Source organism: Collimonas fungivorans Ter331 (assembly GCF_000221045.1).
Taxonomy (GTDB): domain Bacteria; phylum Pseudomonadota; class Gammaproteobacteria; order Burkholderiales; family Burkholderiaceae_D; genus Collimonas; species Collimonas fungivorans_A.
Map to the genome: position 1 here is coordinate 261,108 of NC_015856.1, position 15,315 is coordinate 276,422.

Annotated in this window: 13 protein-coding genes; 6 read left to right on the forward strand and 7 right to left on the reverse strand. The window is 60.3% G+C overall.

All coding sequences use genetic code 11. The features are described 5' to 3' along the window. Positions 1-8: 8 nt before the first annotated feature. The 6 genes from CFU_RS01080 to CFU_RS25070 all read right to left on the reverse strand — a co-directional run bounded on the left by CFU_RS01080 (position 9) and on the right by CFU_RS25070 (position 7,078). Entirely contained in the window at positions 9-1,016 is a 1,008-nt protein-coding gene (locus CFU_RS01080; RefSeq protein WP_014004209.1) for a nucleoside hydrolase, read from the reverse strand. A gap of 18 nt (positions 1,017-1,034) precedes the next feature. Then, complete coding sequence (locus tag CFU_RS01085; RefSeq protein WP_202946133.1) at positions 1,035-2,186, reverse strand: nucleoside hydrolase; 1,152 nt, start codon at positions 2,184-2,186, stop codon at positions 1,035-1,037. Between the two features lie 57 nt (positions 2,187-2,243). Next, positions 2,244-3,197: an alpha/beta fold hydrolase gene (locus CFU_RS01090; RefSeq protein WP_014004211.1), complete on the reverse strand. Its 954-nt coding sequence runs from the start codon at positions 3,195-3,197 to the stop codon at positions 2,244-2,246. A 92-nt stretch (positions 3,198-3,289) separates the two neighbouring features. Next, the gene (locus tag CFU_RS01095; RefSeq protein ID WP_081466383.1) at positions 3,290-5,542 is read right to left on the reverse strand and encodes a TonB-dependent receptor; all 2,253 of its coding nucleotides are present in this window, start codon (positions 5,540-5,542) and stop codon (positions 3,290-3,292) included. A 475-nt stretch (positions 5,543-6,017) separates the two neighbouring features. After that, positions 6,018-6,746, reverse strand: a complete 729-nt coding sequence (locus CFU_RS01100; RefSeq protein WP_238531379.1) for a GntR family transcriptional regulator — start codon at positions 6,744-6,746, stop codon at positions 6,018-6,020. 164 nt (positions 6,747-6,910) lie between these two features. Next, complete coding sequence (locus CFU_RS25070; RefSeq protein WP_238531380.1) at positions 6,911-7,078, reverse strand: hypothetical protein; 168 nt, start codon at positions 7,076-7,078, stop codon at positions 6,911-6,913. Between CFU_RS25070 and CFU_RS01105 the strand changes: the two genes are divergently transcribed. The 5 genes from CFU_RS01105 (at position 7,065) to CFU_RS01125 (ending at position 12,415) form a co-directional block, all read left to right on the forward strand. Beyond that, positions 7,065-8,603, forward strand: coding sequence for an ABC transporter ATP-binding protein (locus tag CFU_RS01105; protein ID WP_041742889.1), 1,539 nt, complete (start codon positions 7,065-7,067; stop codon positions 8,601-8,603). The genes CFU_RS25070 and CFU_RS01105 overlap by 14 nt on opposite strands. Next, the gene (locus tag CFU_RS01110) at positions 8,596-9,684 is read left to right on the forward strand and encodes an ABC transporter permease (protein ID WP_041741042.1); all 1,089 of its coding nucleotides are present in this window, start codon (positions 8,596-8,598) and stop codon (positions 9,682-9,684) included. Before CFU_RS01105 ends, CFU_RS01110 begins: the two co-directional genes overlap by 8 nt. Positions 9,685-9,689: 5 nt before the next feature. Continuing rightward, on the forward strand, positions 9,690-10,610 hold the full coding sequence (locus CFU_RS01115) for an ABC transporter permease (RefSeq protein WP_014004216.1): 921 nt from the start codon (positions 9,690-9,692) through the stop codon (positions 10,608-10,610). Between the two features lie 22 nt (positions 10,611-10,632). Beyond that, positions 10,633-11,775: a BMP family ABC transporter substrate-binding protein gene (locus CFU_RS01120; RefSeq protein WP_041741043.1), complete on the forward strand. Its 1,143-nt coding sequence runs from the start codon at positions 10,633-10,635 to the stop codon at positions 11,773-11,775. Positions 11,776-11,857: 82 nt separating this feature from the next. Next, positions 11,858-12,415, forward strand: coding sequence for a flavin reductase family protein (locus CFU_RS01125; RefSeq protein ID WP_014004218.1), 558 nt, complete (start codon positions 11,858-11,860; stop codon positions 12,413-12,415). A gap of 182 nt (positions 12,416-12,597) precedes the next feature. Here CFU_RS01125 and CFU_RS01130 read toward each other — a convergent pair whose 3' ends face one another. After that, on the reverse strand, positions 12,598-13,077 hold the full coding sequence (locus CFU_RS01130; RefSeq protein WP_041741044.1) for a VOC family protein: 480 nt from the start codon (positions 13,075-13,077) through the stop codon (positions 12,598-12,600). A 351-nt stretch (positions 13,078-13,428) separates the two neighbouring features. Here CFU_RS01130 and CFU_RS01135 point away from each other — a divergent pair, with 351 nt between their 5' ends. Continuing rightward, positions 13,429-14,859: an IS1182 family transposase gene (locus tag CFU_RS01135; RefSeq protein WP_041742890.1), complete on the forward strand. Its 1,431-nt coding sequence runs from the start codon at positions 13,429-13,431 to the stop codon at positions 14,857-14,859. Positions 14,860-15,315: the final 456 nt, after the last annotated feature.

Below are 15,315 nucleotides of genomic sequence, written 5' to 3' on the forward strand. Positions count from 1 at the left end.
CGCGGTAATTATTGCAGCAGGCGCTGCATGAAGAGCTCCATGAACAGTCGCTTGTCGAGCGCCAGGCAGACTTCGGCGTTTGGCGCGCCGGGCTGCTCCCTGGTGTAGCCGTCCTGGTCGACCACGATGCGCAGCGGCGTGGTCGGACAAATGCCGCGGTCGGCCAGGTAGGCCACCGGCACCGCGTCGAACAGCGTCGGCGTAGTGCTGGACCAGGGCTGGTAGCTGTCGGTCCACTGGTGGTACAGCAGCGTCAGCGCATCGGTCAGCGGCGAACCATGGCCAAACAGGGCGCCGCGCTCGACTTCGTCCAGCCGGACCTGGGTCGAATCGAGCGGCATCATCACGATAGGCACACCCGACGCAAACAGCTTTTGCGCAGCCGGGATATCGGCCGCAATGTTGTATTCCTTGTCCGCCGGACGCGGCGCCGCATATTCCGATTTCCTGTAGCCGGCCCGCACCGACCCACCCATCATTACCACTCGCTTGAGCTTGCCGAAAGTGGCCGGGTCGCGCGTTATCGCCGCGCCGATGTTGGTCAAGGGACCGAGGGCGATCAAGGTGATCTGGCCCGGATGCTGACGTATCTGCCGCAACAGGAAATCGACCGCCGGCGGCGCCGGTTCCGGCAGGCTGCCGCGCTGGGCCCAGCGTGCCTGGGTGAACGGCGTCATGCTGGTGGTGGCGATGCCGCGCGCAATCGGGATGCCGTCATGTCCGGTTTCGCGCAGCAGGCGTTGCAGCAGCTGCATGCGCAATCCGGTGTCGCCCCAGGCCGAGGTAAACCCCAGGATTTCGAAACCGGGGCTGTTCAACAGCAGCCCTAATGCAAACGCGTCGTCGATATCGTCGCCGATGTCGGTGTCGACGATCACCTGCCCGGCTTGCGCCGCATACGCCGGCTGCGGTGCGCACATCAGGCACAGCGACGGCGCCAGCAATAGCGCCGGCAACAGAGCCGAGCGCGCGCTTCTCAGTGCGTTTTTCAGTTCTCTCCTGGCCCGGGCAAGCATCGTCGAGATCTCCTGCGGTTACTTGGCTGCCGCCGGCGTCGGCAGGTTCATCAGCCTGATCATCAACTTTTCGAAAGCCGGCACGTTGACTTCGCGCACCACCGTGGTCGGGCTGGCGATCAGGCCCTGAGGCGCGTAAGCGGCCGGCCAGGACAGGGTGTTGCCATAACCGGCGCCGAAATCGGTGTCGATGCTGACGAACAGCTGGTCGGACTTGCTGATCAGCGCCGGATCGAGCCAGACCGCCGTGGCCAGTTCATCCCACAGGGGAAAACCGGTTTCGGTGACTTTCTTCACCATCTGCGCCAGCGGCGTGCTGGACTTGGTCATGTCGTTCAGCAGCTTGGCGCTGAGTTCGGTGGCGGTCGACGGATCGGCCGGCACCATGACGATCCGTTTCCACGGTGCGCGCAAGACGATCTTGGCCGCTTCAGGGTCCCAGCGGAAATTGAATTCCAGGCGCGGCGTATTGATGTATTCGCGCGCAAACTGCTCCGCCGACTTGGACGGCAGCACCTGGTGCGGATTCAGGCTGCCGCCCATGTAGACGATTTCCTTGGCGGTCTCGGCAAAACTCGGATCCAGGCTGATCGCCAGCGCCACGTTCGTCATCGGGCCGGTGGCCAGGATGGTGACCTGGCCCGGGAACTCATGCACTTTGCGGATCATGAAGTTGGCGGCGATTTCATTCGCGGCCTTGGTATGCGGCATGCCTTCCGCCAGCTGCGGCACCACGTCGTGGGCGTGGTAGTTGGGCTGGCTCTGGATGGTGCCGTCCGGCCATTTCTCATCCATCCACGCACCTTTGTAGACCAGCTTGCCGTACAGCGCTTCCCAGCGCCGCGTTGCTTCCTGCGTATTCAGCAAGGGAAAGGCCGAACCGGGCACCACCGGTATGTCGCTGCGTCCGATCACTTCCAGCGTGCGCAGTGCGTGTGCGATATTTTCGTCGCGCCAGGTCGAGCCGCTGACAATCGTGATGCCCAGCACCTCCACATCGGGCGACTGGATCGCCATCAGCTGCGCCGCACGCGGACCGCCGACATCGTCGTCGATGATCACTTTGCGCTTGCCGGCGGCCTGCGCCTGCGCCGGCAAGGTGGCGGCGACCGCCAGCCCCAGCATGAATACCGTCGATAACAGCCGGCGACGCATTGAATTCGGTTTCATCAATTAGCTACTTTCAAATGGAAAATATAAAAACATGCCGGACGCTGTCGCCGCAGGTTATCGCAAAAATGGCTGCAGCGCCGACAGGAAGGCATCCGGCGTTTCAATCATCGGCGCATGGCCGCTGCCCGCGATGATCTTCAGTTCGGCGCCGCCGATCTTGGAGGCGAAATAGCGGCCGTCTTGCAACGGCAGCAAGTTGTCGTGTTCGCCCCAGATCACCAGGGTCGGGATCTTGATCGCGCCCAGCTTGTCGTCCACGGTTTCGTCCAGCAGGGCCGGATTGCGCACCGCACGTATGGCCCAGGCGTCGCCCTTGGCCAGGCTCCAGGCCAGGCCGTCGCGCAGCGCCTGGTCGGTCTGATAGGAGGGCGAATGAAACACGCTGGCCAGCAGCTGCTTTTCGCCGGCCAGCGAAGCGCCGACGGTGGCCGGTTTGCCGGGCGGGGGCGGCGCGAACAGGCGTTTCATGGTCGCGTGCAGGCCGGCCGAATCGGACAGCACCAGCCGCGCCGGTTTGGGCAGGCCCAGGCTGGGGCCGGCGGCGATGCCGCGCAGAGCTTGTATCGTATATTGGGCCGAAATCCAGCCGCCCAGCGATTCGCCTACGAGGGTGAAATCGGATACCTGGTTCTGGCGCAGGAATTCGCCGAGGAAATCGACCCAGGTCTGGATGCCGTAATCGATCTGCGGTTTATCGGAATTGCCGAAACCCAGCTGGTCCAGCGCCAGCACCCGGTGGTTTTGCGCCAGCGGCAGCATGACCTGCCCCCAGTCGCCCTTGGCGCTGCTGCCCAGGCCGTGCACCAGCACCAGCACCGGACCGCTGCCGATATCGTAATAGCGGATGGCGGCGCCAAACAGGAGCGCGGTTTTCTGTTCCGGCAAAGCGGCTGGCGGCGCGGCACTGGCCGCGGCCGGCGCCAGCAGGGCGGTGCCGATCGCCAGCGCCGAACATGCGGCTGCCGCGAGCCGCCGCCAGGGTTGGCCGGAACCGTGAGCGTTATGCATGTGTCTCTCCCGATGGAATCTTGCGCATGCATACAGGGGCGGCAGCTGCGCCGCCCCTGGAATAACCGGCGCGATTGAAGCTGCCCGGCAGCTTAGAAATTCGACCGGAACTGCACGCCGAACATGCGCGGATCGTTGATGAACGCGGTCCGGTTGTCGAAGTCGATGCCGCCGACCGCCACGATCTTGTTGGTGATGTTGCGGGCGAATGCAGCAACTTCATACTTGTCGCCATCCCACTTGTAACCTATGCGCAAGCCGCCTTCGAGCAACGGCTTGCCGGTGAACTCGGTCGAGTTGTACAGGAAGAAGTTGATCTTGCTGCGGTAGGCCCAGTCGGTATAGAAGAACAGTTCGTCGTTGTTGCCCATCGGGATGCCGTAGCGCGCCGTGACGTTGGCGATCCACTTCGGCGCTTGCGGCAAAGGATTGCCGTCGATCGAGTACAGGCCCGGACGCACCTGGGTATTGAGCATGGTGCAGGAAGCGCAGCCGGCCACCAGCAGGTTCGGATCGCGAATCTGGGTGTAGTTGTAGCTGCCGCCTACGGTAACGCGCAGGCGCTCGCTCAGGTTGGCTTCCAGATCGAGCTCGGCGCCGCGGCCCACGGTCTTCGCTGCATTGATCAGCATGATCGAGTTGGAGTTGCCGCCGACCGCGGTCAGCTGCTGGTTCTTGACGTCGAAACTGTAGACGCTGAAGTTGGCGCGGGCGCGGCGGTTGAACAGGTCGGCCTTGATCCCGGCTTCATAGGAAGTGATGGTCTCGGCGTTGGCCACAGTGATCGGCACCGAAGAGGACGGCGCCGCGATACTCGGCGCGCGGAAGCCGGTGGCTACTCGCGCATAAGTACTGATGTCCTTGGTCAAGGCGTAGTTGGCGCTGAGGTCCCAGCTCACGTTCGACTTGTTTTCGCTGATCGCGCCCGGGCCGGTAAAGGTGACGTTGTTGGCGACCTCGTTGGAGAAGTCCTTCTTGTCCTCTGTGTAGCGCAAGCCGCCGCGCAGTTTCAGCCTGTCGTTGACGTCATAGGTCAGCGAGCCGAACACCGCGTACGCCGTGTTTTTCTGGCGATTCTGCAGGTAGCTGGTCTGCAGCTGGGTGGTGCTGTTGAAGTTGGAGCTGTTGCCCGCTACGTCTTCATAGAAGTAGTACAAGCCGGTCTGCCAGTTGAGCGGCCCTTCGTTTTTCGACTCGACCCGGAACTCTTGCGAAAACTGCTTGTGGTCAGCGACGCCGCCGCCGGTCTGCACCTGGAACGGAATGAAGCCGGGGCCGGTCGGCGTGCCGCCGTCGATGTCGCCGCGGCTGAAGTAGCTGGAGATGGTTTCATAACCGGTGATCGAATACAGCTTGACCTGGTCCAGGTTCCACGACAGGCGGGCGCTGCCGCCGGCGGTGTGCAGCGATTGCGTGTTGATCGCGTTGGTGGTGATCTGGGACGGATCGAAGCCAGCGACAAAACCGTCGCTGCCTTTCTCCAGGATATTGGCGCGGAACAGGCGGGCGCTGCCGGTAGTGGCGCGCGCGTGGATATTGAACAGGGCGTTGAAAGTGCCGTCGGGCTTGTACAGGAACTGCAGGCGGCCGGCCTGTTCGTCGTAGCCTTCCAGGAAAGGCGTGCCGCCGCCGTTGTTGGTGACCCAGTTGTCGCGGTGCTGCAGCAGGGTCGAGAAACGCATCGCCCACTGGTCGCTCAGGGGCACGTTGACCGCCGCTTCGACATTGGCGGTGTTGTGGGTGCCGTCGGATACGCTGTAATAGCCGGAGACCTTGTCCAGATTCGGTTTGGCCGAATCGAACTTGACCACGCCGGCCGGCGTATTGCGGCCGAACAGCGTACCTTGCGGACCGCGCAGTACTTCGACCCCGGCCAGGTCGAACATCGGGAAACCTTTGAGGGCAGCGTTTTCCTGCACCACGTCATCGAATATCAGGGATACCGGCTGCGAGGCGAAGGTGGAAAAGTCGGTATTGCCGTAGCCGCGGATGTAGAAGCGCGGGAAGGTGCGGCCGTTCGACGATTCGATGTTCAGGCTCGGCACCTTGCCTGCCAGCACGCGGATATCCTGGCCGCCGGAGTTGAGGACATCCAGGGTTTCGCCCTTGAGCAAGGTCACCGAAATCGGCACGTCCTTGATCTTTTCCACGCGCCGCTGGGCGGTCACCGTCATGGTTTCCAGCTGCAGCGAAGAGCCGCTCTGCGGCGCTTCCGCCGTCGCCGCCGGCGCCGTGCTGCCCGTGGTCTGCGCCAGCGCGGCGCCGAACGGCAAGGCGACTCCCAACGTCAGCACCATCTTCTGCGCGCAATACATGCGGGCGTGTGCCCTCGCTCTTTTTCCCATTTTTCCCATCCCTCTGTTATCGATATTGATAAACCGGACTTGCACGAATTCTTGTTTTGCCTGTTTTGTCTGCATAGAGCGCAAGGTTCGGATCAGCGCAGGTTCACGCGGCGGTTGACCAGAACGGATTCATGTAACGCAAAGACCGTGCCAGAATTTTTCCGGGCAGGAAGAAATGAAAAAAACGGTATTACGATTTGTATCGGAAATATATTGTATACATATGAAAAACAGCTTTGGACGGCAGATCGTGCTGTCCGGATTGCAAATCGTTGTTCCGCCGGAGAGCTGGATTTTGGTGAGGAATCACGCTATTTATTGGTGAGGCCCGCGCCAAATTAGGGATGGCTGCTTTTTGCGAGAACCGGATTAGTGCGCGGCCATGTCTCGAAATAACGACATTTTTTTAATAATTTGTATACACTTTAAACGGGCCGGAGCAATGTCCGGCAAAGGAAGGAAGCGCGCCGCTTCGCTACGCAATATCGAGGATTTCGGCGAGGTCGACTTCGTGCTGGTCGTCGCTCAGGCGCAAGGCGCGCTCGATGTCGAGCAGGTGCTGGTCCATCATCCTGACTGCCTGTACGGCGTCGCCGGCGGCGATGGCGTCGATCAGATGTTCGTGTTCGTCGTTCGGGCAGGCGGTCTTGCCGGGCGCCTGGTAGAGCGCGATGATCAATGAGCAGCGCGACACCAGTTCGCGCAGGAAGCGGGTCAGCACCGGGTTGCCGGCGCTGTCGGACAGCAGGATATGGAACTCGCCGCCCAGGCGTATCCATGTGGCGTGGTCGCCGGAGTGGAAAGACGCATGTTCTTCCCTGACGATCTGGCGCAGGCGGGTAATCTGGGCGCGGGTGGCGTTGGCTGCCGCCAGCGGCACGATCGCCGCTTCGATGGCGCGCCGGGCGGCGAAGATTTCGCGGGTTTCCTGCGGCGTCGGCTGGGCGATGATGGCGCCGCGGTTGGGGCGCAGTTCGAGGATGTGATCGTGCGCCAGGCGCTGGATCGCTTTGCGCACGATGGTGCGGCTGACGGCGAACAGTTCACACAGGCTGGCTTCGGTCAGCTTGGTGCCCGGCGGCAGGCGCTGGCTCATCACCGCCTTCAGCACGGAGTCGTAGATCTTTTGGTCGACGATGCCGCTGCCCCGCTTGGCGGCGGGCTTGGCCGGCGTAGGCGCCGTGTCACCAGAATTTTTTCTCATGGGTCCCATTTCTGTTTCGGATAACAAGCCTGTAATCATGCTACCGCAAATTCCTGCTGCCGATCTTGGGAACAGGCCCTGCGCAAGCCAGTAGCACAAACCACGCCAGATGCGCCGGGCGCCATGTACCCGTGTCTGGCATGCAGTTTGCTTTTGTAAGGACTTTATGCCGACAATACATTGTGGTTCAAGTCGGCGATCAGCACAGGAATTGATGTAGCATGTTGCTTGTTTTGGCATGCGCTGAATGGCGCGGCAAGGCAGGCGGCAGCGCTGGAATCATTTTGCAACAGTCTTTTATCGGCACAGGCAAAAGAAGTGACTTCAACCATACCGCGTCTGGAAATCGCCCATATCCGCAAAGCCTATCCGGGCGTGCTGGCCAATGACGATATCAACCTGCGCGTGGCTCCCGGCGAAATCCACGCGGTGCTCGGCGAGAACGGCGCCGGCAAGTCGACTCTGATGAAGATCATCTTCGGCACCGTGAAACCGGATGCCGGCGAGATTTTCTGGAACGGCGAGCAGGTCCACATCGCCAATCCGCATATTGCGCGCAAGCTCGGCATAGCCATGGTGTTCCAGCATTTTTCCCTGTTCGATACCCTGACCGTGGCGGAAAACATCGCCCTCGGCCTGGCTTCCGACATCAGCATGCCGCAGCTGGTGACGCAGATCCGCCAGACCGGAGAAAAGTACGGACTGGAGCTGGAACCGCATCGCCACGTGCACACGCTGTCGGTCGGCGAACGCCAGCGGGTCGAGATCGTGCGCGCCTTGCTGACCAATCCGCAGCTGCTGATCCTGGACGAACCGACCTCGGTGCTGACGCCGCAGGCGGTGGACAAGCTGTTCGTCACCCTGCGCAAGCTGGCTGCCGAAGGCTGCAGCATCCTGTATATCAGCCACAAGCTCGATGAAATCCGCGCCCTGTGCCACAGCGCGACAGTCATGCGCAACGGCCGGGTCACCGGCAACTGCGATCCGCGCAACGAAACCAGCGCCGGCCTGTCGCGTCTGATGATCGGCGATGAGCTGGTGCGCCTGCAGCGCGAACGCAATCCCGATTCCCAGCGCAGCGAACGCAAGCTGCACCTCAACCGGCTGAGCTTGCCGAAGGCGCACCTGTTCGCTACCGAATTGCACGATATCGAATGCGAAGTGCGGGCCGGCGAGATTGTCGGCATCGCCGGCGTTTCCGGCAACGGCCAGCAAGAGCTGCTGGCGGCGCTGTCGGGCGAGGACCAGCGCGCCGCGCCCAACATGGTGATGCTGGCCGGGCGGCAAGCCGGACAGCTGGCGCCCAACCCGCGCCGCGCGCTCGGGCTCGGACTGGTGCCGGAGGAAAGGCTGGGGCGCGGCGCGGTGCCGGGCATGACGCTGGCCGCCAACATGCTGCTGTCGCACCAGAAATCGCCTTACGTCAAACGCGGCATGATCGATTTCGACTACACGCGCAAGATCGCCGCCCACATCATCGACCGCTTCAAGGTCAAGGCCAGCGGCCCAGATGCGCTGGCGAAGAGCCTGTCCGGCGGCAACCTGCAGAAATTCATCGTCGGCCGCGAACTGGAGCGCAAGCCTGCCGTGTTCGTCGTGGCGCAGCCGACCTGGGGCGTCGATGTCGGCGCCGCCGCCCAGATCCACGCCGAAATCCTGGCATTGAAAAAAGAAGGCTGTGCAGTGCTGATCATTTCCGAAGAACTCGATGAACTGTTTGCCTTGTGCGACCGCTTGCATGTCATTGCCAAAGGCAGGCTGTCGCCTTCGATTCCGATCGAACAGGCTACCCGCGAGCAGGTCGGCCTGTGGATGAGCGGCCTATGGCAAGATGCGCCGGAGACTGCGCATGGGTAATCTATGGCCATGGAAACTGGAACTGCGCGGCACGCCGTCGCGCACCATGACCTATCTGTCGCCGGTGCTGGCGGTGGTATTGACGATGCTGCTGGGCGCGCTGTTGTTCATCGCGCTGGGCAAGGACCCGCTGGCCGGCCTTAAGGTATTCCTGATCGATCCGTTCAACGGCAAGCGCGCCATCAGCGAACTGCTGCTGAAATCCATCCCGCTGATACTTTGTGCGCTGGGCCTGGCGGTGTGTTTCCGCGCCAATGTCTGGAATATCGGCGCCGAAGGACAATTCACGGTCGGCGCCATGTGTGCCGGCGCCGCGCTGGTGCTGATCGATGTGCCGGGGCATGCCATTCCGGGCGGCCTCGGCCTGTTCCTGATGATTGTCGCCGGCATCCTCGGCGGCGCCTTCTGGGCCGGCATTACGGCGCTGCTGCGCGACCGTTTCAACGCCAACGAAATCCTGGTGTCGCTGATGCTGACCTATGTCGCGCAGCTGCTGCTGATGTATGCGGTGAACGGGCCGTTGAAAGATCCGAACGGCATGAATTTTCCGCAATCGAAAGTGTTCTCCGGCGAATTCATGTTGCCGGCGCTGCTCAGCGGCACGCGTTTGCATATCGGTTTTGCCGTGACGCTGGTGCTGGCCGCCGTGATGACGGTGTTCATGACGCGCAGCCTGCGCGGCTTTTCCCTGTTCGTCGGCGGCGCCGCGCCGCATGCCGCGCGGTATGCCGGTTTTTCCAGCCGCAGCGCCTTGTGGACTTCGCTGCTGGTTTCCGGCAGCTTCGCCGGCCTGGCGGGAGCGTTTGAAATCGCCGGCCCGATCGGCCAGCTGCTGCCGTCGGTGTCGCCCGGCTACGGCTTCGCTGCCATCATCGTCGCCTTCATCGGCCGCCTGCATCCGGTTGGCGCAGTGCTGGGCGGGCTGGTGATGTCGCTGCTGTACCTGGGCGGCGAGCTGGCGCAATCGCGGCTCGGCCTGCCGTCGGCGATCACCGGCGTGTTCCAGGGCATGCTGCTGTTTTTACTGCTGGCCAGCGATACCTTGATCGACTATCGCCTGCGCCGCAAAGCCAAGGTCTGACGCATATGGAACAATTCGCTTCTCTCATCGCCGCTTCGATCAACGCCGGGACACCCTTGCTGCTGGCGGCGCTCGGCCTGCTGATCAACGAGCGCGCCGGCGTGCTCAACCTTGGCGCGGAAGGCATGATGCTGGTCGCCGCCATCGCCGGTTTTGCGGTCGGCTACACCACCCATAGCCCGCTGCTAGGCTTCCTGGCCGGCGCGCTCAGCGGCGTGCTGATGGCGGCGCTGTTTTCCTGGCTGGCGCTGGTGCTGGCGACCAACCAGGTCGCTACAGGGCTGGCCTTGTCGATTTTCGGCGCCGGGCTGTCGGCTTTCATCGGCCAGCGGTTTGTCGGCCTCGCCTTGCCTTCGCAAACGCTGGCCATTCCAGTGCTCAAGGATATTCCCTTCATCGGCCAGGCGCTGTTCCAGCAGCATTGGATGAGTTACCTGGCTCTGCTGCTGTGCGCCGCCATCGGCTGGTTCATCTACCGCACGCGCGCCGGCCTGGTGCTGCGCGCCGTCGGCGAATCGCCGGAATCGGCCCATGCGCTCGGTTATCCGGTGCGCTGGATACGTTTCGCCGCGCTGCTGTTCGGCGGCGCCTGCTGCGGCCTGGCCGGGGCTTACCTGTCGCTGGTCTATACGCCGATGTGGGTGGAAGGGCTGGTCTCGGGACGCGGCTGGATCGCGCTGGCGCTGACCGCATTCGCCACCTGGCGGCCGGCCCGTGTGCTGCTGGGCGCTTTGCTGTTCGGCGGCGTCACCATCCTGCAGTTTTACCTGCAAGGCATGGGTGTCACGGTGCCTTCGCAAATCCTGTCGATGCTGCCGTATGTCGCCACCATCGTGGTGCTGGCGCTGATTTCGCGCAATCCGGACTGGATCCGGCTGAACATGCCGGCGTCGCTGGGAAAACCTTTTAAACCTGATGCAAGCTGACCAACCACCAAGGGAGATACACATGAAGATTTCACGCAGGGCATCGCTCGCAATGCTCACAGCACTGGCCGCGGCTACGCTGATCGGCTGCGGCAAGAAGGGCGAAACACCGGCGCCGGCCGCCAGCGCCACGGCGCCAGCCGCCGCACCGGCCAAGGCCGAACCGCTGAAAGTGGCGTTCGTCTATATCGGACCGGTGGGCGACGCCGGCTGGACCTTCGCCCACGACAAGGGCCGCAAGGCGGTCGAGGAAAAATACGGCGACAAGGTGAAAACCACGTTCGTCGAGAACGTGCCGGAATCGGCAGCCGACGCCGAGCGCGTGATCCGCCAGCTGGCGGTCGACGGCAACAAGCTGATCTTCGGCACCACCTTCGGTTACATGGAAGCGATGCTGAAGGTCGCCAAGGAATTCCCGGACGTCAAATTCGAACACGCGACCGGCTTCAAGACTGCCGACAACCTGGCGCAATACGATGTCCGCACATATGAAGGCGCTTACCTGGCCGGCGTGGTGGCAGGCAAGATGAGCAAGTCGGGCAAGCTCGGCGTGGTGGCATCGGTGCCGATCCCTGAAGTGATCCGCAATATCGATTCCTTCACCTTAGGTGCGCGCTCGGTCAATCCGAAAGCCACCACGCGCGTGGTATGGGTCAACAAATGGTTCGATCCGGGCAAGGAGCGCGAAGCGGCTACTACGCTGATCGGCCAGGGCGTCGACGTGCTGATGCAAAACACCGACTCCGCCGCCGTGGTCCAGACCGCGCAGGAAAAGGGCGTGTACGCCTTCGGCTGGGATAGCGACATGACCAGCTTCGGCCCGAAAGCCCACCAGGCGGCATCGATGATCAACTGGAGCGTGTATTACAACAAGCGCGTCGGCGAAGTGCTGGACGGCACCTGGAAAACCGGCAGCAGCTGGCTCGGCCTGAAAGAAGACGGTATCGACCTCGGCGCCTTCAACCCGGACCTGCCGGCTGATATCAAGGCCCTGGTCGCGGAGCGCAAGAAAGCCATCATCGACGGCAGCGCGCCGATCTGGAAAGGCCCTGTGGTCGACAACACCGGCAAGGAAGTGGTCGCCAAGGACGCCGTGGCGGATGACGCTTTCCTGCACGGCATCAAGTTCTACGTGCAAGGCGTGGAAGGTAAAGTGCCGGGCTGATCGCGTTAATTTCGGGCCGGCTTGGTCGCCAGGTCGGTCCGGATGCATGGCCCGTAAACTTCGAGCTTAGGAGAAGGGCGAGATGAAAACAGCCGCCAAGCAGGATTTTCCGGTGTCGGAAATCCGCCGTTACCTGGAACCCGGCCCCATTGTGCTGGTGACGTCGAAGTGGCGCCGGCAGGTCAATATCATGACTATGGGCTGGCACACGGTGATGGAATTTTCACCGTCGCTGGTGGGCTGCGTCATCGCCGGCGGCAACCATAGTTTCGAGCTGATCAGGAACAGCCGCGAATGCGTGATCAATATCCCCGCTGCGAAGATGATAGATACAGTGGTCGGAATAGGGAACTGCTCAGGCGCCGAAGTCGACAAGTTCGCCAGGTTCAAGTTGACCGAAGTCAAAGCCGACAAGGTGAAAGCGCCGCTGATCCAGGAATGTTTCGCCAGCCTGGAATGCAGACTGGCGGATGACAGTCTGGTGGAGAAATATAATTTCTTTATCTTCGAAGTGGTGAAGGCGCATGTCTCCACCAGTCCGAAATATCCGCAGACCTTGCATTACACAGGCAACGGCGTATTTACCGTATCAGGGAAGAACATCAGCCGGCGAGCGCTGTTCCGGCCGGAGCATCTATGAACGCAGGTTACCTTGCAATTTGGTGAAAATTGTATAAATACTACGCCCTCCTGGGGGGCAAGCTGAGTATGTATTTCCTCCGCGCCCCATCAGGTAGGCTATCAAAACGAGTTTCTGCTCCGTGCAATTTTTGTTGACCTTAATTCCGAAGCCCGATATATCACGGGACGGTACCAGGAGCCTCAACCGCGCCGGGCTGCTTCAATCGCAGCGACGTCGATCTTTTTCATCGTCATCATGGCATTGAACGCACGCTTGGCGGCGGCACGGTCAGGATCGGAGATCGCAGCCATCAGGACGCGTGGCGTGATCTGCCACGACAGTCCCCATTTGTCCTTGCACCAGCCGCACGCGTTTTCTTCGCCGCCGTTGCCGACAATCGCGTTCCACAAGCGGTCCGTTTCGGCCTGGTCGTCGGTCGCGACCTGGAACGAGAAAGCCTCGTTGTGCTTGATCGATGGCCCGCCGTTCATGCCGATGCAAGGAATGCCCATCACTGTGAACTCGACCATCAGGATATCGCCCTCCTTACCCGCAGGATAGTCGCCAGGCGTGCGATAGACTGTTCCCACCGTGCTGTCCGGGAAAGTCTCGGAGTAGAACTTCGCTGCGTCCAGCGCGGCGCTGTCGAACCAGAGAAAAATAGTGTTTTTGCTGACCATGTCGGGTCTCCTTAATTGGGACGGATAAAAGAGGGGCCACTCGCCCGTCAACAGGCTGAGTTGCCCGGCCATAGACTTCTTCGATTTCACTTCTTGAAAATAGTGCCGAAAAAATTCCTGGCCCCATTACTTGATTATTGAACAACGGCAGTGGTATTTTGCTATGGTTGACGAATAGCGGTACGGATGATGGCTTGCTATTATTCCATGTCCGCAATCGGCCCAGACTGTGTAAAAACGAATCCAAGCCGGATGCGGCTTCAAATATAACGCAACTTTCTTGTTTTTCGAGTAAACGAAATAAGCGTTGCCGTGTCATAGCGATATCTCGTCATATATCGGGTGATCAATATGGGACGTTTCATCGAAGGCAGAGCTCGGACGCAAGGTATATTGCTTCCTGAGCAGCTGGACGACTACGTTACGGAGAGCAACCCGGTACGGGTAGTTGACGTCTTCGTTGACGAACTGGATTTGGATCAAATGGGATTTGATGGTGTCAATCCAGCGGAAACCGGACGGCCTGCATATCACCCCTCTGTATTTCTTAAAATCTACATTTACGGTTACCTCAATCGCATTCAATCGAGCCGACGTCTTGAGCGGGAAGCGCAACGCAATGTGGAGCTGATGTGGCTGACCGGCCACCTGAAACCTGATTTCAAGACGATCGCCAGCTTTCGTAAAAATAACGGCAAAGCGATTTCAAGCGTGTGCAGGCAGTTCGTCGTGATATGCCAGCGGCTTGGATTGTTCTCCGAAGCGCTTGTCGCCGTTGATGGCAGCAAATTCAAGGCAGTCAATAACCGTGATCGAAACTTCACCAGTGCCAAGCTTCAACGAAAGATGGAGGAGATCGAGTCGAGCATTGCGCGTTATCTCACTGTGCTTGATGCATCGGACCGGCAGGAGCCTGAGCGAAAGCAGGCCACCACGGTGCGATTACAAGAGAAGATCGCTGCTCTCAAGGTTCAGATGCAAGGGCTCAAGGAAGTGGAGATCAAACTTGAACAGGCGCCCGATAAGCAAATTTCCCTGACCGATCCGGATGCCCGTTCGATGAAGACGCGCGGAACAGGCGTCGTCGGCTACAACGTCCAGACGGCGGTCGATGCGAAACATCATCTGATTGTCGCGCATGACGTGACTAACGTTGGTATCGACCGAGACCAACTTTCTTCAATGAGCGAGCTGGCCCGTACAGCAATGGCGACGGAGTCTTTGACGGTAATTGCAGACAGAGGCTATTTCAAGGGCGAAGAAATCCTGGCATGTCATGAAGCTAGCATTGATGTGATCGTCCCAAAGACCGTGACATCAAATGCCACTGCCGAGGGACGGTTTGGCAAAGCCGACTTTATTTACGATGTCCAGACGAACGAATATCGCTGCCCTGCAGGACAGCGTCTGATCTGGCGATTTACAAACAAAGAAAAAGGGCTGAACCTGCATCGGTATTGGAGTTCGCACTGCCAACAATGCCCACTCAAGCAACAATGCACGGCAAGTCCGCAGCGTCGCGTAACGCGATGGGAACACGAAGCAGTTCTCGACGCGATGCAAGCCCGCCTGGATCAAACACCTGATGCAATGCGAATCCGTCGTCAAACCGTCGAGCATCCGTTCGGGACGATTAAGGCCTGGATGGGATCAACCCACTTCCTGACCAAAACAATAAATCGCGTCAGCACCGAAATGAGTTTGCATGTACTGGCTTACAACATAAAACGGCTGATCAATATCCTGGGCGTTGGCAGATTGATCCAGGTGATGAGCGCATAAGCGCTTTTAACGTTTGCAGCGACGCCATAGCGACAGTTCGGCCGCTTTTTACAAATAGTCTAAAATCCAAGGGGTCACAACGCCGCAGCTCTACGGGGTTTATCTAACCCGAAAATGAAGATCCCATGGCATGATTATGCTGCTTCTTCGTTTTTACACAGTCTGGGCCAATAGCGGACTGCCGCGAAGCCCAATACTAGAGAGAACCTACAGAGTGCATACCGATTCTATTTTTTATCTCGAAAGCCCTGGAGATAGGCCCGCGTATTACAAAATCGCTGACCATCTCTGGGGAGCATCGGCAAACGTAGACTCAGATGGCAACAGTAGCCATCCGGAAGATACACAGTGGACCGAGCTCTCACTTTTTCTTCGCGATGGGAAGGAACGAGACCAAGTTCATATTGACCCAGTTTCGCTCGTCCCGCTTATTTTAGAAATACGCTCCCCGGATAG